Here is a 20954-nt window from a genome sequence, read left to right on the forward strand (position 1 = left end):
CGTCAGATCAGTGCCCGAGATCAGTGCCCGCCCCCGACGCCCATCGGCTTGAGCAACATCCAGAAGGCCATACCGACCATCATCAGGTTCTCGGTCAGCGAGACGAAGCCAAGAGGAACATTGCTGTCGCCGCCGACGCACGCGCATTTTAGTTCGCGCTTGTCGATATAGACGGCCTTAAATACCGAGACGGCGCCGATCGTTCCGATGAAAAGAGCGACGGGAATCGACAGCCACATCAAAGCTCCGGCAATCATGAGAATGCCTGCCATGGCTTCGGCAAACGGATAGATGTAGGAGTAGCGCACCCATCGCTGCGCCAGGAGGTCGTAGTTCAGGAACATCGTGGCGAAGCCTTCCACGTCCTTGAGCTTTTGCAAGGCGAGCAAAGACATCGCGATGGCGACGAACCACTCGGCCGCCTCGACGGTGAGGAGATTTCCGAATGCCGCCCAGCTCGCCGCCAAGGCCATCAGCGCCGCCATCAAGAACAGCGCTATCACCGGCGTGTAGGTGGTGGCGCCTTTGTCCTTCACCTCTCTGCCGAAAAAGGCGAGAAGATCGCCGTAACCGCCAATCCGTTTCCCCTCGACGAAGGTCTGCGGCGTGGTTTCCACGTCGTGCTGTTTCTTGAAGGCGTCGACTTCAACTCGGGAAGTCAGTTCGTGGTCATCGACCACGTAGCCCTCTCGCTTTAGGAGATCGAGGGATTTGAGGCCAGACGGACAGGTATGCTCCTGCATCACCATCCGGTGCAATTCGGCACGTTTTCCTGTCACGGTCGCCATTTCAAAATTCCCTATAGCTCTCAGAGTTTCGCCTTGGCGAAGACTTCAACCAGTTCATTGAACTTTTTGCGTTGCTCAGCCGCAACTCCAGACAAGATCGCTTCTTCCACGCAGCACGCAGCATGTGATTTGAGGATCTCCGTTTCGACGTTCGCGAGTGCAGCCTTGATCGCCTGAGTCTGATGGAGAATGTCGATGCAGTACCGATCGTCCGCCACCATTTGGCTGACACCTCGGACCTGTCCGGCGATCCGGTTGAGTCTGGTGCAAATTGCTTTGGCGTTCTTCTGGCACATGGTCTTACTTTACCCGGTATGGGTATGGGTAATATTCTAAGGTTGGTGCTGGTTCCATTTGAAGCGCTATGCTGCCCTCCCAGTAGGTAGCATTTTGCGCAGGCGGATCGCTGCGACGACAGCCGCATCCCTTTGCGCGCAGAGATCGCTGATTGCGGGCAGCAAAAGCAGTCCCGTGCCAGAACCGGCGCGTCCGCCCAAACTGGACCGGTTCAATGTCTGACGCCCAATCTACCCGCTCTCCATCCATTCCGTGGCTTTACCAAAACCGCCGCATATAATATAGTCCTCCACACTATAAATGCTTAGGATAGCTATCGCCATGTCTCACACAATCCGCGACAAAGAAAAACTAATTGCCCGTGTTCGTCGCCTCAAAGGCCAGATCGAGGGGATCGAACGCGCGCTTGATGCAGAGAAGCCCTGCGGGGAAATTCTGCGCCAACTTGCGTCCGCTCGCGGCGCGATGAGCGGCTTAACGGCCGAGGTCATGGAGAATCATCTGCGCGAGCACGTCCTTCTCCCCGAAACCGACGCGGATCGACAACAGGGTGGCAAGGAACTGATCGAAGTCATCCGAGCCTACCTGAAATAAGCCGGTGCACCGGCAGGAGCTGCGTCAATGTCTGAAATCGATATCTCCGCACATACTCACGAGCACAACTTCCTTGGCAGCGACCATCGGCGAAACGAACGCCGGGTATGGCTGGTTATCGCCCTCACGGCGTCGATGATGGTAATCGAGATCACGGCGGGCACGATTTATGGCTCGATGGCGCTGGTGGCGGATGGCTGGCATATGTCCACTCATGCCGGGGCGATGCTGATTACGGCACTGGCGTATCTCTACGCCCGCCGCCATGTGAGCGACCGCCGCTTCACATTTGGAACCGGCAAGCTCGGCGATCTTGGGGGCTTTGCCAGCGCCATCGTTCTCGCGCTCATCGCGCTGCTCATCGGCTGGGAAAGCCTGACGCGGCTGGCAAATCCGGTGGAGATCAGCTTCGAGCAGGCGATCGCCGTTGCTGTGGTCGGACTAGCGGTCAATCTTTTGTGCGCATGGCTGCTTCGGGACGATCATTCCCACAATCATCACGGGCATGGGCACCATCACGGACATGACCATGACCACGCTAATGACCGCCATGACCCTGCGCGGGACAACAACCTACGTGCCGCCTATCTACATGTGCTGGCGGACGCGCTGACCTCGATCCTCGCCATCGTGGCACTGCTGGCCGGCCGCAGTTATGGCTGGCTGTGGGCCGATCCGGTCATGGGCGTGGTTGGTGCGCTGGTGATTGCGCGCTGGTCCTGGGGCCTGATCCGCGATTCCGGCGCGGTTCTGCTGGACCGAGTTCCAGAGGACGAGGATTTGCCAGCGGAAATCCGCCAAGCGCTCGAGACCGACATCGACCGGATCGCCGATCTGCACGTCTGGCAGGTCGGGCCTGGACACCATGCAGCCGTCATTTCGCTGGTGTCTAGCGAACCCAGAGAGCCGTCGAACTACAAGGAGCGCCTCGCGAAGATATACAAACTCTCTCACATTACCGTCGAGGTCGAGCGGGTGAACGCCACCTTGTAACAAGAGGCCGGAACGGGTCGGCCAGCGCAGAAGGCACAGCCTGCCCCGTTTCACCCAAGCTAAAGCATGTTCGGATTAGCCGGATTTGGCAGGTGCCAGTACGGCAGCGCCAAAACGTGGCTTGCGGGTCGACTTTGCCATGGGCGGCTGGATGTTGGCGAAGTCCTCGATGATTGGGCAGTCGGGCCGACCGTCTCCATGACAGTTGGCGGCGAGATGCTTGAGGGTTGCGCTCATCTGCTGCAAGGCCCTGGCCTTTTCTTCGAGCATCTCCACATGGGACAGTGCGATAGCCTTGACGTCTGCACTGGCGCGATCGCGATCACGCCACAACGCAAGGAGTTCGCGCATCTGATCGACGGAAAAGCCGAGATCTCTTGCGCGGCTGATGAAGCGCAGGGCGTGAACGTCCTGATCGTCGTAAATGCGATATCCCGCTTCGGTCCGATGCACTGGTGCGATCAGTTCGATGGTTTCGTAGTAGCGGATCATCTTGGCCGAAACCCCCGAGGCTTTGGCTGCCTGTCCGATGTTCATTATGCGTGCTCCAGTTTCATTTCGGCATCGGGTTGCACCGATCTGGATTGATGACCGACAGGCCGCGGCGAAACCCGCCGCAGCCGCAACGCATTGCCCAGAACAAAGACGCTCGAGAGCGCCATTGCCCCTGCCGCAAGGGCCGGCGACAGCAAAATGCCGCCGACGGGATAGAGAAGACCCGCGGCCACCGGGATCAATATTGTGTTGTAGGCGAACGCCCAGAACAGGTTCTGCTTGATATTGCGGAGGGTCGCCTTGCTCACGGCGATGGCATCGCCAACGGCCCGGAGATCGCCCGACATCAGAACGACATCGGCGCTTTCAATCGCGATATCGGTTCCCGTTCCGACGGCAATTCCGACATCGGCTTCGGCTAGCGCGGGCGCATCGTTGATGCCGTCTCCGACAAAGGCCAACCGCCGCCCTGCCCCACGCAGCGCCTTGATGGCGTCCACCTTGCCGCTTGGCAGCACTTCGGCGACAACCTCGTCGATGCCGAGCTGTCTGGCGACGGCGTGAGCGGTCTTTTCATTATCGCCTGTGATCATGGCGACCCTGAGTCCCAGACTATGCAGACGCTCGATGGCCGCCCGCGAGGTTGGCTTGATGGGATCGGCCACAGCGATGATCGCGGCCAACTGACCGTCTAGCGCCGCAAAGAGCGGGGATTTGCCCAATTGAGCCAACCCGAGAGCCTGGTCTGCAAACGAGGCGATTTCGACGCCGGCGCGTTGCAAGGCGCGATCCGCTCCCACGAGCACTTTGCGACCATCCACAACGCCGGTGACGCCGAAACCGGGGTCAGCGTCAAAATCCGCGGCGGTCATCAGTCCAATCGATCTCGTGTTCGCGTGGCGAACGATCGCTTCGGCGATAGGATGTTCTGAATGCTGCTCGAGACTGGCCACAAGTTTAAGAATTTCGGCTTCGTCAAAACCCGGAGCAACGACGAGATCGGTCAGTTCGGGCTGTCCCATTGTCAGCGTGCCGGTCTTATCCAACGCGACGATGTCGGCTGAACGCAGGGTCTGGAGTGCTTCGCCCTTGCGGAACAGAATGCCCAGTTCGGCTGCGCGTCCAGTGCCGACCATGATCGAGGTTGGCGTCGCCAGACCCATAGCGCAAGGACAGGCAATGATGAGCACGGCGACGGCGTTGACCAACGCAAAGCTCAGTTGTGGGGAGGGTCCGAAGATCAGCCAGACCAGGAACGTCATGACCGCCACACCGATGACGATGGGAACAAAGACGCCGGTCACCCGGTCGACCAGCGCCTGGATCGGCAGCTTTGCTCCTTGTGCCGCCTCGACCATGGCAATGATCTGGGCCAGCACGGTGTCGCGCCCAATCCGGGTCGCTTCGAACGTGAAGGCGCCCGTCTTGTTGATCGTTCCGCCGACCACTTCGGCGCCTTCCGTCTTTTGAGCGGGAACCGGTTCGCCAGTGATCATCGCCTCGTCGACATAGGATGACCCTGAGAGCACGCGGCCATCGACAGGAATCTTGTCGCCGGGGCGAATGTGGACGATGTCGCCCAGCGTCACCGCGTCCAACGAGACCTCGACGATGGCACCGCCGCGTTGGACCCGCGCCGTCTTGGCCTGCAAGCCGACCAGGCGCTTTATGGCCTGACCCGTCCGGCCCTTGGCCCGCGCCTCAAGATAGCGGCCAAGCAGAATGAGGGTGATGATGACCGCCGCGGCTTCATAATAGACATTGCTCGTGCCGACCGGCAGCACATTGGGCGCGAAGGTCGCAACGACCGAATATCCCCACGCTGCGGACGTCCCCAATGCGACAAGGGAATTCATGTCGGGAGACCGCCGCCAGAGATTGGGGAAGCCCGTGACGAGGAACCGGCGGCCCGGCCCAAACAGCACAATGGTGGCGAGGACGAACTGCAAATAGCGGTTCGTCTGCATCCCGATGGTGTCCATGATGAACATGTGTACCGCCGGGATGAAATGGGACCCCATTTCGATAACGAACAAGGGTGCGGTGAGGAACGCAGCAAAAAGCGTGGCGTTGCGCAGCGCGGTGACCTCGGCTCGTTTTGCCTCCTCACGATTGGGCGTCCCTGCCCCGGCTTCACCCTTGCGCACGCCGTAGCCCGCAATCTCGATAGCGCGTGCCAGATCGTCTTTCGTGGCCGTTCCGGGCAACACTTCGACCATGGCGCGCTCGGTGGCGAGGTTGACCGAGGCCGAGGTGACGCCGGGAACGGCACGAATGGATTTTTCGACGCGGGACACGCAGGAGGCGCAGGTCATCCCCTCGATATCAAAATCGATGGATTTTGTTGCGTTCACTTGGTTCATCCGGTTCATTTTTGCAGTCCTTTTTCGTCAACTGCCCAGCAATCTAATCCTTCCAATCATGGTAAGGTCAAGAGATAAGACGGGCTTGACCTTACAACGGTGGGAAGCTCCATACTCTCGGCTACCAACCAGAAAGGATGAACCCATGCATGAGTTCAAAGTTCAGGACATGACCTGCAGCCACTGCGCAGGAACGATTGAGAAGGCCGTCAGGGCGTTAGACCCGGTCGCGAAGGTGGAGGTCGATCTTGCGGACCACGCTGTGCGCATCGAGAGTGGGAAGCCGAGGGAGGCTTTCAAAAGCGCCATCTTGGAAGCGGGGTATTCCCCGGAAACCAAGTGAAACAGTGCCCCGGCGCGATATGTCGCGCCGGGGCAGGCTCGATCGCCTTGATGTAGCTTCCTTTCGCGGTTAGCATTTCTCCATGTCTATGACTGCATCACACATATTGCGGGTCGTCACCATCGTCGCACTGATTGTGTCGGCAACGGCGATGTCGTGGGCACAGACGTCGAACGAGAGTGACCTATTGTTACTGCATAAGGGTCACCAGATCAGTGCAGAGGCGACGATGTCCGTGACCGGTCACGGCCCCGAACACCAAGGGTCCAAAGGGCACCACGACACGCTTTGTGCAACAGCATGTGCAGTTGCAGGTTCGTTCTCGCAATCGGTCGGCCTGGAGCATCCGCTGGCTCTGGCGATCCGGTCTAAACCGTTCCATGACTTGGGACAAACGCCCTTCACTCCCGAGCCCGGCCGGCGCCCTCCAAAACTGAATCCGATCTCCGGCTAACATGTCGCCTCAGGGAGGCGATAACGTGCTCTCGCGCCATTCGGCGTATCGATCGGATTATTCATAATGACAAATACGTTTTCCCGCCGTGGCTTTCTCACGGCAACTGCCGCGCTTGCGGCATCCACTGCCCTTCCTCGCATGGGGCGGGCTCAAGAGCATGCCCGCCAACTCATCGTCGCCACCCGCACCATCGAGGTCAACGGAAAGGCCGCCTCCGTCTACGGTATCGCTGGTCCCGCTGGTCGTCAGGGACTTATCCTCGATCCAGGCGAGCGATTTAAGCTCACCCTCGAGAACACACTTGACGTCGAAACCATCATCCATTGGCACGGGCAGATACCACCCAATATTCAGGACGGCGTTCCCGATCTGCCGCGCCCCATGCTCGTGCCCGGCGAGACTCGAGACTACGATTTCGAGCCGCTAGCGGGCACCCACTGGATGCATAGTCACGTGCCAATCCAGGAGATGAACCTCCTTGCGGCACCTCTGATCGTGCGCAGCCGCGAGGACATTGCCGAAGACCGCCAGGAGGTGGTGATGTTCCTGCACGATTTTTCGTTCAAGGACCCCCAAGCGATACTCGACGAGATCACCCAAGGTGCCGGGCATGCAAATATGGACCACGGTTCTCCGAGTGGACTTGAGCAGGGTTCGATGCCGATGGATCATGGTGGCATGGACATGGGACAGATGAGTCTGCGTGACATGAACGACATGTCCACCATGGCGATGGACCTCAATGATTTCAATTTCGACGCGTATCTGGTCAACGATCGAACCCTTGATGACCCTGAAGTCGTTCAAGTCGAGCGCGGCGGGCGCGTAAAGCTGCGCATCATCAATGCCTCATCGGCGACCTCCTATTGGATCGACACCGGGATGGATGGGCGTCTGGTGGCTGTCGATGGCCACAAAGTCGCTCCCCTTACCGGCAACCGGTTTGGCCTTGCAATGGGACAGCGTCTTGATATCGACCTAAATCTTCCCTCCGCTGCGAGAGCCTTTCCCATTCTGGCGCTTCGAGAGGGGGAGCGCGAACGCACAGGGCTGATCCTGGCACCGAATGAAGCGGTCGTCTCGAAAATGTCGAACTTGAGCGAGGCGTCCTCTGGCGCGTTCGATGTCGACCTTTCGCAAGAGGGGCGGTTGCAGGCGGTCAATCCTCTGCGTGAGCGGGCCGTGAGCAATAGCCAGATGGTGATGCTGGATGGGTCGATGTCGCCCTATGAATGGACCATCGATGGTCGCGGCTGGGGTAACCATGCGCCCATTGTAGCCAAGAGTGGGGAGCGTGTTGAGCTAATGTTTCACAACATGTCGATGATGGGCCATCCGATGCATCTGCACGGCCACGCCTTCCAAGTCGTTGGCGTCAACGCTCGACGGCTATCAGGTGCCGTCCGTGACACCGTCTACGTACCGCCAATGGCAAGCGTAACGATCGCAATGGACGCGGGTGAAGCGGCCCGATGGATGCTGCACTGCCATCACATGCCGCACCTCTCGACCGGGATGATGACCGAGTTCCGCGTCGAGTCTTGACGCAGAACTGACTGGCCCTGGCGAGCAGGGCCAGTCTCACATTGTTGGAGATGATCATGATTTTGTTTTACGGCCTACGGGCCACGCTATTGATGGCATCCGCAACGTTCGCTCAGGGGGCGTTGGGCCAGGAACTGCGACCGCTGAGCGACGTTCTGTCAACAACTCACATCCACGGTCTGGCGCCGCAGGAAAATGCCAACCTGGTTCTGATGGCGACGCACCATGGACTGTGGCGTGTTGACCTCAACGAAGAGACAGCACAGCTTCTTGGAAGCAGCCGCGACGACTTCATGGGTTTCTCCCCCCACCCCACTGACAATTCACGATACTGGGCCAGCGGTCATCCGGCCTCTGGAGGTAATCTCGGTATAATCGAGAGCGTTGATGCAGGCGAAAATTGGTCAAGGATCGCCGACGGTGTCGGGGGGCCAGTCGATTTTCATCAAATGACGGTCAGCGGGGTCGATCCTGGAGTACTCTATGGCGTGCATCACGGCACAAGCCTACAAAAAAGCGAGGATTCAGGTCGCAGTTGGGAGGAGATCGGCCTGCTGCCGGACGGCATCATCGACATTGCGGCATCGGCGGTCGCGCCGGATACAGTGTTTGCGGCGACCAATTCGGGCCTTTTTACAAGCGAGGATTCCGGCAGGACTTGGATCCGAATTCATGATAGCGCCGCTCCGGTCTCCTCTGTGGAGGTGGACGCGGACGGCATTCATGCTTTCATACTGGGAATTGGCGTAGTCCAGTCGCTTGAGACTGAGCTCGACTTCGTGGTCCTCGCCGATAACTTCGAGGACACCTACCTACTTCATCTCACACCTATGGCCAATGGCGAGTTCGTAGCTGCAACCGATCAAGGCGGGCTTGTCCTGCTTTCGCCAGATGGCCAAATCGTTAAGTCAATTCCGCAATGATCCGGCATGGGGCCGTCGGCCCCAATGCCACCATCATCGTCGTTATCATTTGCCCGTTGAAATGGTGATTCGGGACGGCTTTGAAAACACTGAGAAACATACTGCTGGCATTGGTACTGATGGTGGCCTCGACCGCCCACGTCCATGCGGCGCAAAGCTTCTTGGCCGATGAGCACGCCCATGATTTGTCATCGTTCGACCACACGACTCCTGGAGATACTCACCTAGGCCATGGGGCAAAACACTGCGGCTCACTCCTGCTATTTCCCTCGGCAGTAATCGCTCTTCGCCTTAATCCGACCAGAGCAGTCTGGACCAACTTGGTCCAGGATTTTAAGATTAATTTCTTTGTCGTTGACCCCCCGCCTCCTCGGAAGGACTCGTTGGCTGTCTGATCGGCAGTGACTTCGAGTTTCAACCGAGAGTCTTTTTATGAAACGAATATACTTTTATGCGCTGGCTTTTGCCGGGGCAGCGATCGGCTGTGCTTCCGCATTTGCGCACAACGGCGCCACCGGCATAGTCGCCGAGAGAATGATGGGCATGTTAATGCTGGGCGAACAGATGCAAGCCCTAACGCCCGTGATCAACGGCAGTTCCGATCTAAATCTTGCGCTTATCAAGGAAGCGGCGGCAATGATTGCGGCTCATTCCGGCGAGTCGATGACAGACTTATTCCCAGCGGGCAGCACGGAGTTCCCGTCCGAGGCCCAACCGAGAATATGGGAGGATTGGGCTTTGTTCGCTCAATACGCCCAGAAACTTGAGAGTCTGGCGCTAGAACTGGGAGCAACGACCGATCATCCAGCTCCGGAGGCGTCAGTTCGGATTGTTCGAAATGACTGGGCCAGTATGGACACTGCGGTGTTGTTGGGTTTGGCGCCGAAAGCAGCCTCAAGCTCTTCTGAAGCCTCCCCTTCTGGCACCGAAAAAGCGCCCATCAGAAGCGCTGCCGCGGTCGCATCCGATATCGCCAGCACCTGCTCTGCCTGTCACGCGGTGTTTCGCAAATGACTTGGCCAAGAATTCATTGGAATTGGGCTCTCGCAATCGTCGCCCTGGTGGGAGGCTTGGGATTTGCAATCTGGATGTTTTTGCCACTACCGACCCCTGATTTGCCTCAGCAGATTTCCGGCGACCCAAAGCGGGGTGCCTATCTTGCCCGCCTATCGGGATGCGTAACCTGCCACACCATCGAAGGCGGTGATCCGTGGGCTGGCGGGGTCGAGCTGGCGTCCGATTTCGGCATCTTTGTTTCTCCCAACATAACCCCCCATCCAGAATCTGGTATCGGCGACTGGACCTTTCACGAATTTGTCCGGGCAGTCAGGCATGGGGTGTCTCCCGATGGAGCGCCATACTACCCCGCGTTCCCGTTTGAGTTCTATTCCACTCTTACCGATCGCGATCTCGCCGACATGTGGGCCGCGGTCCAAGAGGTTCCGCCCTCCGACTTCGTTCCCAAAGCCAGCGAGCTTCCTTTACCTTTCAACATTCGCCAAGGCGTGAAACTTTGGCGGACGTTTTTCTACGAACCTGCGGACTACACGGTCGACGAGACCCGCTCGACAACCTGGAACCGTGGCCGATATATGGTTGAGGGACCTGCTCATTGCTCGGCCTGCCATACGCCGAGAAATTTCGCTGGTGGCCTGGATACTAATGCCCAGTTTTCAGGTGCCTCCGGCGGGGCAGCCGGATGGACTGCCCCGCCAATCACAACCGAGGCGCTGGCTGATGCCGGTTGGAACCGTCAAAATCTGGTTACCGCCCTTCGAACGGGGATAACACCGACGGGAGATGCTTTCGGCGGCGCCATGGCCGAAGTCGTTCACCTGTCGACAGGATATCTTCTCGACCAGCATCTCGAAGATATGGCCGAGTACCTTATGGATCAATAGAGGTTCATCGATGTCGCACGCCCTCTATGGCAAGGGCATTACCAACGCACCAGCAGCCGCGTCAACTCGCTGCCACTGTGGATGCGCACCTCCCAATCTCCAACCATCGGCAGGATAGTACGTGCTTCAAAAGCGCCCGGTCCTGCCGATATGAGATTGACCGGCGCGCTCATTTGGTGCGCTGGCATCACAATTTCCACCACGGGATCGGCTGTGTTTCCTCGATCCACCGACACCCCGATAAATACGGTGAGAGCCCCATCTTCCCCGAGGCTGGCGACGGCGTTGATTGTGCTCGTCGCGGGTTCGACATTCGAAATCGGGACAGATACTCGGCCAGGCTCAGTGATCCACGGAATGCTGGCAAGCATCAAGACAAGTCCTAGGAACGTCATGCCTGCGGTCATGATCATCACCGTAGGAACGAGGTTCGGACCATTGCGCCGACGTTTTCCTGGTCCTTTCAAGATTTAATCTCCCCAGAATGGGCCTTAAGACGCAGCGCTGGCTTCTCGATAAGCCGCCACGACAAATAGGCAAAGCTCGCAGAAATGGAGACCGAAAGCACAAAAAGCACAGCCACCTGCGGCCCGAACCAGATCGGCTCGCGCGTCAGAATCTGTTGGATGGGCCAGGCAAGCAGATAGATACCATAGGAGAGGTCATGTTGCCGCGCGAATGCCGAAAGGCGGCCCCAGCCTTTGCTGCCCGCATAAATTGCAGCATATCCAATCCCGATGATCCAGGAGACCTCTGCAAAGCTGGTTCCGCTGCCCGCAAGCGCCAAGGCAAGAGCGGCAGCCGCCCATCCAAAGCGCAACGGGATCACCGCCCCAAGCTGCCTCGCCACGACGCCAGTGAGAAAGGCGAAGGCGAAGCGGAACAGGCTTTCTAGAGGCGTCTCACCTGTAGGATCGACACCAATATCTGCCAGCAAAGCGAGGGCGAACGCCAGCCACGTCGTGATTGCAATCGCTGGATGGCGGAGAAACCCCAATGCCGCGGCAATGCCAAAGACGATGTAGCTAAGGATTTCATACTTGATCGTCCATAGCGGAGCGTTGATGTCTCCCGGATACCGACCGTGTTCAAAAACGGATGGCAGGACGGCGCCCTCGAAGTTCCAGGCCACGTTGAGGGGATAGATCCATATTTGCGGGTTGGAATAATACTCCCACAATGGTGCGTCGGTTCCCAATGGGCCGATAAAGAAGGCTATAAACGCAGCGCTTGCGATCAATGCTGGATAGATTCGTAGAAATCGATTACGGGCGAACCGTCCAAGTCCACGGTGCATTACGCTGTGGGTCAGCATCGCACCGGACAGGACGAAAAATATGTTTACAGCAGTTGCCCCCAAATCGTAGGCGGCCCAGCTCAAAGGATCGTATCGCGGCGAGTTGAGGCCGAGGAGTAGCGAATGGGAAAGGACAACACTGACCGCAGCCATTAAACGCACGGCGTTGTAACTGTTGTCGGGGTTTCTGAAGGCGGTCGAAAGCATCATGGGCGCACCCGCGCCAGAAGCTGACGCCGGCCCATCGACGGGTCGGTTCATTGGTCATACCGGAATCTGATGGTGAACTACATTTCGTCTCCGCTGAAGCAGATGTTCAGCGGATCGGAAAACAGCGATTACGTGCGCTGGTTCGTTCTCGGAGGCTGGTCGATCAAAGTAGGCGACCGGAGATGCCGAAGCCTCACATGGGGTACATTCCACGAACGCTGCCATTCGGGTGGATTGACCCAGCGAGCGTTCACGATCATTGGTGTTTCATGGACGTGTTCAAAGTTGTCGTGCTGGCCGGCGCCAACTGCGCCCTTCGACTGAATGATTGCCTTGGCACTCCATTCGCCTGCCTCTACGAAAGAGTCCATCGTGGAAGCATGAAATGGCGCATGGATTGACTGGAGGGGTAAAGCGAAAACGGCGACCCACGCCACAACGAACAGGCGCGGGAACACTCGCCAGGAGAAAAGGCATGTCGCTCGACCGGTCACTGCCGCAATTCGTCCCTATATGGTGGCTACCTTCTGCAGCATAGTGAATCGCGTCGACCAGGTCCACCCGGACCAGGGCATTGCGGAAGCCCAGACTGTAGAAGATGAACGTTTAATGCCCCAGTTTGCGAAATTGATACTGTTGCCATTGCTGGTCTTACTGAGCCTACTTGTCGCACCCGCAGCGATGAGTTCCGCAAAGTCGTCAGATGGATACGGTGCGGTTGCTCATCAGCATGGTGTTGAGAGAGGCGTCGACACACCACACAGCGAGTGTGCAACTATCGCGTGCTGCCTGCTACCCGCACCAGCACAGCGATCGATGCTCCTGGGGCGGCTGGACGGGCTGGTCGAAGCTTGCCCTGCTCTGCACATGAGTGGAGAAACACCCCGAGTACCGGCTCCACCTCCGAAGCGCTTGGTTTGAAGGAAGATACGCGTCTAATTTCAAACTGGAGAATACCAATGAAACCTTTGAAAACATTAAGCCTTGCTCTTCTTTTCGCTGGACCGGCTTCCTTCGCTCTAGCCCAGGGCATGGATCATTCCAATATGGGCGGCATGTCCATGGGTGGTATGAGCATGGATGCTGAGGCCGGCAGTGCTTCGGGTCTTCCTGAAGTCTGTCTGGAGAACGCCGACCACATGGCAGGCATGTCCATGGATATGGACATGAGCGCCATGATGGAAGGGATGAGCGAGGGTCATCAGGCCATGATGGCCAACATGGGTGCCATGCACAACGACATGATGGCTGCCATGATGGCCGAGGACTTCGATGTCGCCTTCATCTGCGGAATGATCCCGCACCATCAGGGCGCACTAGATATGGCCAATGCGGCGCTCGAATATGCCGAAGATGAATGGGTCAAGGAACTTGCCCAGGAGATCGTCGACGCCCAAGAGCGCGAAATCGCTGAAATGCGCGACTGGTTAGAATCCCGATAACGCATCGGCTGGCGGGCGTTTCGCTCGCCAGCCCAGCCATTCCTCGCTGCAAGAATGCTATTTCGTTTCACCAGGTCGAGTTCGATGTTCATTGGAATGAACATCGAAAAGAACCTCAAATTGCTATGCAATAACGTGCCTGCAATACTTCAGAGCACGCCTAGAGGCGCATGTAAAAAATGCAAGTTCTAAATCTTTTTTCTACCCGTCGCGCAATTTGGCGCCACTTCCTGACGATCATTCTCTCTGGTGCACTGATTTATCTCTTTTCTGAGGTGCATGGTCATTGGGATCCGATGCATCGATGGAATAGAGCAACCGCGGATGCATCATTCATTTTGTTGACGCTAACGATGGCACTTGGTCCTGCGAGTCGACTGTGGCCAATTTTCACTCGATTTGTGATTTTCAGGCGCGAGTGGGGAATCTATGCCATATTTTTGGCGATGATACACACCGTTATCATTTTGGCTGGTTGGGTTACCTGGGATATCCCCGGCATATTTGGTCTGGCTTTCCATCCGACGCTCGACCGATATGTCATGGTACAGCATGGTTTTGGTCTGGCAAACTTGATTGGAATTGTCGCGCTTTTCTATGGGTTGGCTCTTATGCTTACGTCCAGCGATTGGGCAGTGCGGTTCCTTGGCGGTCCCATCTGGAAATTCGTACAACGGGGTGCGTATGTACTGTGGGCCCTGGTAGCTGTTCATGGCGGTTATTTCCTGTTCATGCACTTTGTCGATTATCATCGCGCCGTCCCACCACCCAATCCGCTCAGTTGGCCGTTCGTCAGTCTCGTTGCACTTGTCTTGACGTTGCGAAGTGCCGCCTTTTTTCAGGTGTGGCGCCAAGCTCGTCGCGATCGGAAACGAACGCTCCCCCTCAGCGCTTAGTTGAGTTGTGCGCTTTGGCAAGCTGACATTCAGCGATGCCAAATCATTCTTCGTAGGACCTTGTCTCGCCGAATGAAATGGTGCCAAAGCGCAGCCGCCACATGAACCAGCGCAACCGCCAGAAGTGTCCAGCTCAGCATGCTGTGAAGCCCCGCAACTTGAAAGCTGAAGTGCATCGCAGCATAGCCCGTAATTGGCAGTGCGATGAGAAGTCCGTAGAGGATTGCGTGTACCAAAGAAGCGAAAACTCGCTCAAACTTTGAGCCGCTTTCCGAGGACGGTGGCGCTTTTCGTGTCCATCGAAGTAGCAGTTGGACCAGCGCGAAATACAGGATTAACCCCCCGCTCCAAGCATGAACGTCATGCAAAAAAAGGTCTATTGGTGCCGGTTTCAGAAATACATGTGCCATGTGCACCCTCTGAATAGCCCAAGACGTCGGGATTTGAACCAAGCAGAGGATCACTACGATCCAGTGCATTGCTGGAGGTTGCAGGCCAAATGAGGCCGCTTGTCCGAGAAAGGAACTCGATTTTTCTGTGATTCGTATCATGCTTTGTCTCAATACCTTCTTTGGTCCCGTCTCTACGCTGGCCTGCGAATTTCTATGAAGTTCTGCCGTTTTCTCCACCACGGCATTGATCCCCACGCCATGCTTGCTCAGACCATCAAATCTCGCCAATGGCTGGCGAACTCATGACATGGAATCACCTTGAATTGACGGCTCGGTTACACGCTTACCATTCGGGACGCCTTTCCAGGTGCTAGGCCTCAGTCAGCTTACGACAGACCCTTTACCTTCGATTCAACGAAAGTGAGATCGCTCTTGATTAGCCGAGTTAAAAACGGGAATTCACCATGCGTAGAATGAGTGCGGCTTTACGTCTCGGCGCTCCGAAACCCCGCCACACGATATCCCGTTCGGTAATCTGCGCGACCGCATCGCGCCAGAAATTATCAATAAAATTGCCGATCCCGTACGAGAGATTCTCATGGCGTACCTTCAACGAGTTCGAAATTGTTTTAAGATGATTCGTGGTTACATGTTCTTGACCTCGCTCCTAATCATCTGCGCTGTGGTCGCAGCCTCGCTTACGCCGGGCTCATGGCGACCGCAGACACCGATGCCAACCACCGTGGAGCACTTGATAGCCTATACTCTCGTGGCGTTCTGGTTCGCTCTTATTCTACCCGGCGTTCGCACCCGGATTGCCTGTGTTTTGGCCCTTATGGCGCTTGCAGGAGCAATGGAACTGGTACAGACACTGATCCCTAGCCGCCGCGGACAATTGGTGGATTTCTCCTACAGCGCTGCAGGCGTTTCGATCGGATCAGCGGTGGGAATACTCGCCGCATCATTATTTGAGCGCCTACGAAAGTCGACCGCACATCGTACGCGTGTCTGTCTGCGACCCTCGCTTACCTTCGTTCCGATTCTGCGGCGCAAGAGTGATCGGGTAGTCGAGCTCTCGGGCCGCCCGCAAACACGAGAGTGAGGTGTGGGCCATCCGATCTCTGCAATTGGCTTCCAATCTACGACATTGACGTGTGTAATGAGATAACATATCAACGTCAAAGATTAAGGCTGCGACCTGTATCATGTAGTGCAAAAGAGCGGATGGAACCGATTTCGTGACGGACGCGTGCCTGACTTTCCGTAACCTGACGCTCGGCTATAACAGCCATCCGGCCGTCCACCATCTCGATGGCTCCGTCAAGCACGGATCCCTGACGGCCGTCGTCGGATTGAACGGTTCGGGCAAGTCGACGCTAATGAAAGGTATAGTTGGCATCTTGCAACCGATGGCCGGCGCGTGTCTGCGCGAGACCGGGGGCCGGATCGCCTATCTTCCTCAACAGTCGGAAATTGATCGGTCGTTTCCGGCACGTGTTGTCGATCTGGTGTCACTGGGCCTGTGGTCGAGACGCGGCTTGTTGGGCCGCTTCACTCGCGATGACCGGGCTGCTATTTCGAATGCCCTAGGCAGCGTTGGCCTGGAAGGGTTTGAAAAGCGTCCGATAGATACCTTGTCCGGCGGCCAGTTGCAGCGAGCTTTGTTTGCACGCGTTCTTGTGCAGGACGCTGATATCATCCTTCTCGACGAGCCTTTCAACGCGATCGACACCAAGACGCTCGGCGATTTGATCGACATTATCAAGCGCTGGCACGGCGAGCGTCGCACCATCATGGTCGTCATCCACGATCTCCAGCTGGTGCGCGACCATTTTCCCGAAACGCTGCTTCTGGCGCGTCATCCCATTGCCTGGGGGCGAACGAAGGAAACGCTGAGGCCGGAAAATATGCTCCAGGCCCGGCGTTTCATCGAAGCATGGGATGACGAGGCTGAGTGGTGTGAACCGGCGACGCTTGGGATCGGGCTTGATCACCAATCTCGAGGAGCACGTCAAAATCACGATCATCAGCCTGCTCCCGCGGAGAAGGGAGCGGCTTGAACCCGATGCCGGATATCTATGACTTCTTAATCGCACCCTTCATCGACTACGCGTTTATGCAGCGCGCGTTGCTGGGTTCTTTCCTCCTGGCCATCAGCTCATGCCCCGTCGGCGTCTTCCTCATGCTGCGCCGGATGAGCCTGACCGGCGATGCCATGGCACATGCCATCCTGCCGGGCGCCGCAACGGGGTTCCTCCTGTTCGGCTTGCAGATCGTCCCGATGACCATCGGAGGGCTGATTGCCGGCATCGTCGTTGCCATCAGCGCCGGCGCCGTCTCGCGCTTCACCGTTCAGAAGGAGGACGCCTCGATGGCAGCCTTCTACCTAATCTCTCTGGCGCTCGGCGTTCTCATCGTCTCGATCCGGGGCTCGAGCGTAGATCTCCTTCATGTCCTGTTCGGCACCATCCTGGCGCTAAACAACGATGCGCTACTGCTGATCGCGCTGATCGCTACGTTGACTCTGATCGGCCTGATCTTGTTCTGGCGGGCGCTCATTGCCGAGTGCCTCGACCCGTTGTTCCTGCGATCCGTTAGCGGCCTCGGAACCCCGGTCCACTTCATCTTCCTCGCTCTGGTCGTTCTGAACCTGATCGGCGGGTTCCAAGCTCTCGGCACGCTGTTGTCCGTCGGACTGATGATGTTGCCCGCAGCAGCAGCCCGCTTCTGGACCACACGTGTGGAATCGATGTGCGGCCTAGCAGTCCTGTTCGGCATCTTCTCCTGCGTTGCCGGGCTGCTCCTCTCCTACCATCTGTCGCTGCCGTCCGGTCCGGCGATCATTCTTTCGGCAGGGATCATCTACGTCGCTTCTGTCGTGTTCGGCGCAAGCGGCATCGTGAACGCCCGTGCCCGTCGCCCCCGTCACCGGACCGCCTAAACTATTGAGACTAGGAACCAATCCATGCTGAAAACCTTCAAGCTATCCGCCCTTGCCAGCGCCGCCGCGCTCATGCCCGCACTGGTGACATCCGCCTCGGCCCAAGAGCTGAACGTTGTCGCTACTTTCTCCATCATCGGGGACTTCGCCCGACAGGTAGGTGGTGACCGGATTGCGCTGACGACCCTCGTCGGCCCAGATGGCGACGCACATGTCTATGAGCCCCAGCCCGCCGATGGGGTCGCAATAGTAAGAGCAGACATAGTCCTGGTGAACGGCCTGCAGTTTGAGGGCTTCTTGGCGCGTCTGGTCGAAGCCACCGCCACCGACGCGACGATCGTGGAAGTCTCGCAGGGCGCTGAGATCCTCGAGGCGGGAGAAGGTGCCCACATACACGGGGCTGGAGCAGACGTTTTCGAGGGTCACGATGATCATGAAAATGGCGAAGTTTCCCGCGCGCATGATGAGGCCGAAATAACAGGGGCAGCACATGACGATCAGGGGGCGAAAGATCCGCACGCATGGCAGTCGGTGCACAACGCGGAAACTTATGTGAAGAACATAGCAACCGCATTCTGCGAAGCCGACGTGACGGGCTGCGATATCTACAACGCCAACGCCGAAGCCTATGTCGCCGAGCTGGAGGCGCTTGATCAAGAAATTCGAGAGATCGTCGCCTCTATTCCGGAAGATAAGCGCACCATTATCACGTCTCACGACGCCTTCGGCTATTTCGCTGCCGAGTATGGCATCTCCTTCGTGGCGCCTGAAGGCGTTTCCACCGAATCGGAAGCGTCCGCAGCCGATATCGCCGCGCTGATCGAGCAGGCGCGTGGGGATCAGGCGTCGGCAATCTTCGTCGAAAGCATCACCAACCCGCGGCTAATCGAGCAGATCGCCAGCGAGACCGGACTACAGGTGGGGGGAGCGCTTTATTCCGACGCCCTGTCGGCGGAAGACGGTCCTGCGCCCACATATATAGATATGATGCGCCACAATGCTCAGACCATAGAGGGAGCCATTACCCTCAGATGATAGAGCAGCCGCCTCGATTGAGAACGATCAATACGGCCGAGCGCTTTGACGGTGCCGCCGCAAAGTTTCCGGTTTGCTCCCAAGGCCCGAACCATATTGGCCAAGGCACGAACAGCGTTGTGATCGAGAACGCTGTCGGTTGGTGCTAGCCTAATTTGGGCGGTAGCCAAGGCTGAACGGCAACTCGTTGAGCTGCATCGCTGTAGGAGCATGCGAAAAAGTAGCGTCTGCGCTTTGAATGAGAACCCTGCGACGGTGAAATCAACCGAGTTGGAACTACACTCCAACGCCACTTTCGCCAAATCTGGCCAATGCTGCTGTCCATCCCCTCGCCATGTTTTCACCGCGAATTGAGTGGCAGCGTCCTGGCTTCTGCCCTACAAAATTGGCGATGCGCGTTCCTATCATTCTCTTCACCCATGTCGCTCTACGCCTGTTTACGGCGTCGATGACCTGTATGTTACCGGTCGCAGCCTTCTCATTCGAGCTACGCGACGGCGTCAGTGCGGTCGTGGAACTCTTCACGAGCCAAGGCTGTTCGCCTTGCCCCGCCGCCGATCGATTACTATCCGAACTGAGCACAGAAGATAATGTGATATCTCTCGCCTATCATGTGGATTATTGGGATTATGCGGGCTGGGCGGACACCTTCGCCCTGCCAGCCAATGGCGAGCTTCAGAAAGCATATGCTCAGACTTGGAGCACGAGCCGAATCTATACCCCTCAGATGATTATCAACGGCGAGCACGGCGTCGTGGGTTCGAACGCCGAGGAGGTGCAAAGCGCACTTGCTGCATCGAGACTTGTACTTCCTGTGAGCCTTGAGGTTCCCAGCCAAGACGTTGTAGTTCTCAAGGCCGAACCGCATCCCGAATTGAGCAAGGCGGTAGTCTGGCTGGTCACCTTTCGGAATTGGGCTGAGGTCGAGGTCGAACGCGGCGAAAACATTGGCCGGCGTCTTTCCTACACCAATATCGTTATAACCCGTCGACCCGTGGGCATGTGGGACCCAATCAACGGTGCCGATATACAAGTTCCTGTCTCTGATGCTGTGGATCCCGACAGCGATGGATTCGCGCTTATCATTCAGGAGAGGAACGGTCATCTGCCTGGTCGCATCCTTGGTGCCGCCGCAGTCATGCTTGAACACTAGGAGGTTATGCCGGTTTATGACTTCCGCGAGGAGACCTTCTAGGGTCCAAACCCAATCAGCTTATTGAATAGATGCTGCAAATCAGATTCTTTGGCTTTGGATTGAGCTGGAGGCGTTGATGAGCAGACTGTTTTGGTTGAGCGATGAAGCATGGGCGGCCATTGAGCCGCACCTCCCTCAGAACCAACCTGGGGCGCGCCGGGTTAATGACCGGCGGGTGATTTCGGGAATTATACATATGCTCAAGTGCGGCGGGCGCTGGGTTGATTGCCCTGTCGAGTATGGCCCTGCGACAACCGTTTATAATCGCTGGAACCGCTGGAGCCGTCGCGGCATCTGGGCACGCATCCTGGCCGCGTTAACCGAACAGGGCTGGATAGCCGAAACAGCCCAGATCGACAGCAGCTATATCAAGGCCCATCGCTGTGCAGGCGGGGGAAAAGGGGGGCGAAAGCCAATGCCATTGGCATCTCGCGTGGTGGCCGGACCACCAAGGTCCACGCGCTCGTCGATGTTCTGGGAAGGCCGCTCCGCCTCATCCTGACGCCCGGCAACGCCTCGGACATGACGGGTGCCGATCTGCTCATCACTCATACGATGGGCATGAAGCGGCTCATCGCTGACCGGGGATATGATGCCAATCGACTTCGGACCACTCTGCGCAGCCAGAACACTATCCCCGTGATCCCTGGCCGCAAGAACCGCAAGCGCATAATCCGTTACGATGAGAAGCGCTACAAGGACCGCTGGCGTGTCGAAGCCACGTTCTGCCGCCTCAAGGATTTCCGCCGTGTCGCAACACGATACGACAAACTCGCCCGGAATTACCTTTCCGCTGTCATGCTCGCGGCCGCAGTCGCATATTGGCTATGATTGAGTCTCGACCCTA

General features: G+C 57.4%; 22 protein-coding genes. 15 read left to right on the forward strand and 7 right to left on the reverse strand.

All coding sequences use genetic code 11. The features are described 5' to 3' along the window. Positions 1 to 20 precede the first annotated feature (20 nt). Positions 21 to 788 carry a MauE/DoxX family redox-associated membrane protein gene (locus EO133_RS20165; RefSeq protein ID WP_164734888.1) on the reverse strand — a complete coding sequence of 256 codons (768 nt, stop codon included), beginning with the start codon at positions 786 to 788 and terminating at the stop codon, positions 21 to 23. Between the two features lie 20 nt (positions 789 to 808). Further along, entirely contained in the window at positions 809 to 1084 is a 276-nt protein-coding gene (locus EO133_RS04535) for a metal-sensitive transcriptional regulator (RefSeq protein ID WP_127071483.1), read from the reverse strand. A gap of 322 nt (positions 1085 to 1406) precedes the next feature. On the opposite strand from EO133_RS04535, the gene EO133_RS04540 reads away from it, so the two are divergent. Together EO133_RS04540 and dmeF are read left to right on the forward strand one after the other, a co-directional pair. Further along, the gene (locus tag EO133_RS04540; protein ID WP_127071484.1) at positions 1407 to 1679 is read left to right on the forward strand and encodes a metal/formaldehyde-sensitive transcriptional repressor; all 273 of its coding nucleotides are present in this window, start codon (positions 1407 to 1409) and stop codon (positions 1677 to 1679) included. Positions 1680 to 1706: 27 nt separating this feature from the next. Continuing rightward, positions 1707 to 2672: a CDF family Co(II)/Ni(II) efflux transporter DmeF gene (gene dmeF / locus EO133_RS04545; protein WP_127071485.1), complete on the forward strand. Its 966-nt coding sequence runs from the start codon at positions 1707 to 1709 to the stop codon at positions 2670 to 2672. Between the two features lie 75 nt (positions 2673 to 2747). Here the strand turns inward: dmeF and cueR are convergent, their stop codons facing one another. Further along, positions 2748 to 3209 carry a Cu(I)-responsive transcriptional regulator gene (gene cueR / locus EO133_RS04550; protein WP_127071486.1) on the reverse strand — a complete coding sequence of 154 codons (462 nt, stop codon included), beginning with the start codon at positions 3207 to 3209 and terminating at the stop codon, positions 2748 to 2750. Beyond that, entirely contained in the window at positions 3209 to 5482 is a 2274-nt protein-coding gene (locus tag EO133_RS04555) for a heavy metal translocating P-type ATPase (protein ID WP_371870948.1), read from the reverse strand. The genes cueR and EO133_RS04555 overlap by 1 nt, the downstream gene beginning before the upstream one ends. Before the next feature lie 193 nt (positions 5483 to 5675). Between EO133_RS04555 and EO133_RS04560 the strand changes: the two genes are divergently transcribed. The 5 genes from EO133_RS04560 to EO133_RS04580 all read left to right on the forward strand — a co-directional run bounded on the left by EO133_RS04560 (position 5676) and on the right by EO133_RS04580 (position 10699). Further along, the gene (locus EO133_RS04560; protein ID WP_127071488.1) at positions 5676 to 5873 is read left to right on the forward strand and encodes a heavy-metal-associated domain-containing protein; all 198 of its coding nucleotides are present in this window, start codon (positions 5676 to 5678) and stop codon (positions 5871 to 5873) included. A 520-nt stretch (positions 5874 to 6393) separates the two neighbouring features. Then, positions 6394 to 7875 (forward strand): multicopper oxidase family protein, encoded by a 1482-nt coding sequence (locus tag EO133_RS04565; protein ID WP_127071489.1) that lies wholly within the window; start codon positions 6394 to 6396, stop codon positions 7873 to 7875. A 50-nt stretch (positions 7876 to 7925) separates the two neighbouring features. Continuing rightward, on the forward strand, positions 7926 to 8798 hold the full coding sequence (locus EO133_RS04570) for a WD40/YVTN/BNR-like repeat-containing protein (RefSeq protein ID WP_244640918.1): 873 nt from the start codon (positions 7926 to 7928) through the stop codon (positions 8796 to 8798). Positions 8799 to 9230: 432 nt separating this feature from the next. Continuing rightward, positions 9231 to 9812 carry a c-type cytochrome gene (locus EO133_RS04575; protein WP_127071490.1) on the forward strand — a complete coding sequence of 194 codons (582 nt, stop codon included), beginning with the start codon at positions 9231 to 9233 and terminating at the stop codon, positions 9810 to 9812. 74 nt (positions 9813 to 9886) lie between these two features. Further along, entirely contained in the window at positions 9887 to 10699 is an 813-nt protein-coding gene (locus tag EO133_RS04580; protein ID WP_244640916.1) for a c-type cytochrome, read from the forward strand. A 38-nt stretch (positions 10700 to 10737) separates the two neighbouring features. On the opposite strand, the gene EO133_RS04585 is transcribed toward EO133_RS04580, so the two are convergent. Then, on the reverse strand, positions 10738 to 11166 hold the full coding sequence (locus tag EO133_RS04585; protein ID WP_127071491.1) for a FixH family protein: 429 nt from the start codon (positions 11164 to 11166) through the stop codon (positions 10738 to 10740). After that, complete coding sequence (locus EO133_RS04590) at positions 11163 to 12257, reverse strand: acyltransferase family protein (protein ID WP_127071492.1); 1095 nt, start codon at positions 12255 to 12257, stop codon at positions 11163 to 11165. Before EO133_RS04590 ends, EO133_RS04585 begins: the two co-directional genes overlap by 4 nt. A 908-nt stretch (positions 12258 to 13165) precedes the next feature. Between EO133_RS04590 and copM the strand changes: the two genes are divergently transcribed. Together copM and EO133_RS04600 are read left to right on the forward strand one after the other, a co-directional pair. Further along, positions 13166 to 13648 carry a CopM family metallochaperone gene (copM, locus tag EO133_RS04595; protein ID WP_127071493.1) on the forward strand — a complete coding sequence of 161 codons (483 nt, stop codon included), beginning with the start codon at positions 13166 to 13168 and terminating at the stop codon, positions 13646 to 13648. Positions 13649 to 13827: 179 nt separating this feature from the next. After that, positions 13828 to 14544, forward strand: a complete 717-nt coding sequence (locus tag EO133_RS04600) for a ferric reductase-like transmembrane domain-containing protein (protein WP_127071494.1) — start codon at positions 13828 to 13830, stop codon at positions 14542 to 14544. 29 nt (positions 14545 to 14573) lie between these two features. On the opposite strand, the gene EO133_RS04605 is transcribed toward EO133_RS04600, so the two are convergent. Further along, positions 14574 to 15224 carry a cytochrome b gene (locus tag EO133_RS04605; RefSeq protein ID WP_127071495.1) on the reverse strand — a complete coding sequence of 217 codons (651 nt, stop codon included), beginning with the start codon at positions 15222 to 15224 and terminating at the stop codon, positions 14574 to 14576. A gap of 442 nt (positions 15225 to 15666) precedes the next feature. Between EO133_RS04605 and EO133_RS04610 the strand changes: the two genes are divergently transcribed. From EO133_RS04610 to EO133_RS04635, 6 genes are all read left to right on the forward strand, one after another. Beyond that, positions 15667 to 16038, forward strand: a complete 372-nt coding sequence (locus EO133_RS04610; protein ID WP_127071496.1) for a VanZ family protein — start codon at positions 15667 to 15669, stop codon at positions 16036 to 16038. A 136-nt stretch (positions 16039 to 16174) separates the two neighbouring features. Further along, a complete protein-coding gene (gene aztA, locus EO133_RS04615) occupies positions 16175 to 16996 on the forward strand; it encodes a zinc ABC transporter ATP-binding protein AztA (protein ID WP_127071497.1) in 822 nt (273 codons plus the stop codon). A 5-nt stretch (positions 16997 to 17001) separates the two neighbouring features. Then, complete coding sequence (gene aztB, locus EO133_RS04620) at positions 17002 to 17877, forward strand: zinc ABC transporter permease AztB (protein WP_127071503.1); 876 nt, start codon at positions 17002 to 17004, stop codon at positions 17875 to 17877. Positions 17878 to 17901: 24 nt separating this feature from the next. After that, positions 17902 to 18912 (forward strand): zinc ABC transporter substrate-binding protein AztC, encoded by a 1011-nt coding sequence (aztC, locus tag EO133_RS04625; RefSeq protein WP_127071498.1) that lies wholly within the window; start codon positions 17902 to 17904, stop codon positions 18910 to 18912. Between the two features lie 391 nt (positions 18913 to 19303). Further along, positions 19304 to 20065: a DUF1223 domain-containing protein gene (locus EO133_RS04630; protein ID WP_248297984.1), complete on the forward strand. Its 762-nt coding sequence runs from the start codon at positions 19304 to 19306 to the stop codon at positions 20063 to 20065. A gap of 118 nt (positions 20066 to 20183) precedes the next feature. Next, positions 20184 to 20938 (forward strand): IS5 family transposase gene (locus EO133_RS04635; RefSeq protein WP_127070809.1). Its coding sequence is split into 2 segments (ribosomal slippage): positions 20184 to 20514 and positions 20514 to 20938, totalling 756 coding nucleotides; the frame shifts between segments, so codons are not numbered across the junction. Positions 20939 to 20954: the final 16 nt, after the last annotated feature.

The sequence above is a fragment of the Pelagibacterium lentulum genome (assembly GCF_003992625.1).
In the GTDB taxonomy this organism is placed as follows: domain Bacteria; phylum Pseudomonadota; class Alphaproteobacteria; order Rhizobiales; family Devosiaceae; genus Pelagibacterium; species Pelagibacterium lentulum.

What these genes read in the sequence shown, in the direction of transcription:
- EO133_RS20165 (WP_164734888.1), bottom strand. Translation starts at nt 788, where the DNA reads ATGGCGACCGTGACAGGAAAACGTGCCGAATTGCACCGGATGGTGATG.
- EO133_RS04535 (WP_127071483.1), bottom strand. Translation starts at nt 1,084, where the DNA reads ATGTGCCAGAAGAACGCCAAAGCAATTTGCACCAGACTCAACCGGATC.
- EO133_RS04540 (WP_127071484.1), top strand. Translation starts at nt 1,407, where the DNA reads ATGTCTCACACAATCCGCGACAAAGAAAAACTAATTGCCCGTGTTCGT.
- dmeF (WP_127071485.1), top strand. Translation starts at nt 1,707, where the DNA reads ATGTCTGAAATCGATATCTCCGCACATACTCACGAGCACAACTTCCTT.
- cueR (WP_127071486.1), bottom strand. Translation starts at nt 3,209, where the DNA reads ATGAACATCGGACAGGCAGCCAAAGCCTCGGGGGTTTCGGCCAAGATG.
- EO133_RS04555 (WP_371870948.1), bottom strand. Translation starts at nt 5,482, where the DNA reads ATGACCTGCGCCTCCTGCGTGTCCCGCGTCGAAAAATCCATTCGTGCC.
- EO133_RS04560 (WP_127071488.1), top strand. Translation starts at nt 5,676, where the DNA reads ATGCATGAGTTCAAAGTTCAGGACATGACCTGCAGCCACTGCGCAGGA.
- EO133_RS04565 (WP_127071489.1), top strand. Translation starts at nt 6,394, where the DNA reads ATGACAAATACGTTTTCCCGCCGTGGCTTTCTCACGGCAACTGCCGCG.
- EO133_RS04570 (WP_244640918.1), top strand. Translation starts at nt 7,926, where the DNA reads ATGATCATGATTTTGTTTTACGGCCTACGGGCCACGCTATTGATGGCA.
- EO133_RS04575 (WP_127071490.1), top strand. Translation starts at nt 9,231, where the DNA reads ATGAAACGAATATACTTTTATGCGCTGGCTTTTGCCGGGGCAGCGATC.
- EO133_RS04580 (WP_244640916.1), top strand. Translation starts at nt 9,887, where the DNA reads ATGTTTTTGCCACTACCGACCCCTGATTTGCCTCAGCAGATTTCCGGC.
- EO133_RS04590 (WP_127071492.1), bottom strand. Translation starts at nt 12,257, where the DNA reads ATGAACCGACCCGTCGATGGGCCGGCGTCAGCTTCTGGCGCGGGTGCG.
- copM (WP_127071493.1), top strand. Translation starts at nt 13,166, where the DNA reads ATGAAACCTTTGAAAACATTAAGCCTTGCTCTTCTTTTCGCTGGACCG.
- EO133_RS04600 (WP_127071494.1), top strand. Translation starts at nt 13,828, where the DNA reads ATGCAAGTTCTAAATCTTTTTTCTACCCGTCGCGCAATTTGGCGCCAC.
- EO133_RS04610 (WP_127071496.1), top strand. Translation starts at nt 15,667, where the DNA reads ATGCCAACCACCGTGGAGCACTTGATAGCCTATACTCTCGTGGCGTTC.
- aztB (WP_127071503.1), top strand. Translation starts at nt 17,002, where the DNA reads ATGCCGGATATCTATGACTTCTTAATCGCACCCTTCATCGACTACGCG.
- aztC (WP_127071498.1), top strand. Translation starts at nt 17,902, where the DNA reads ATGCTGAAAACCTTCAAGCTATCCGCCCTTGCCAGCGCCGCCGCGCTC.
- EO133_RS04630 (WP_248297984.1), top strand. Translation starts at nt 19,304, where the DNA reads ATGCGCGTTCCTATCATTCTCTTCACCCATGTCGCTCTACGCCTGTTT.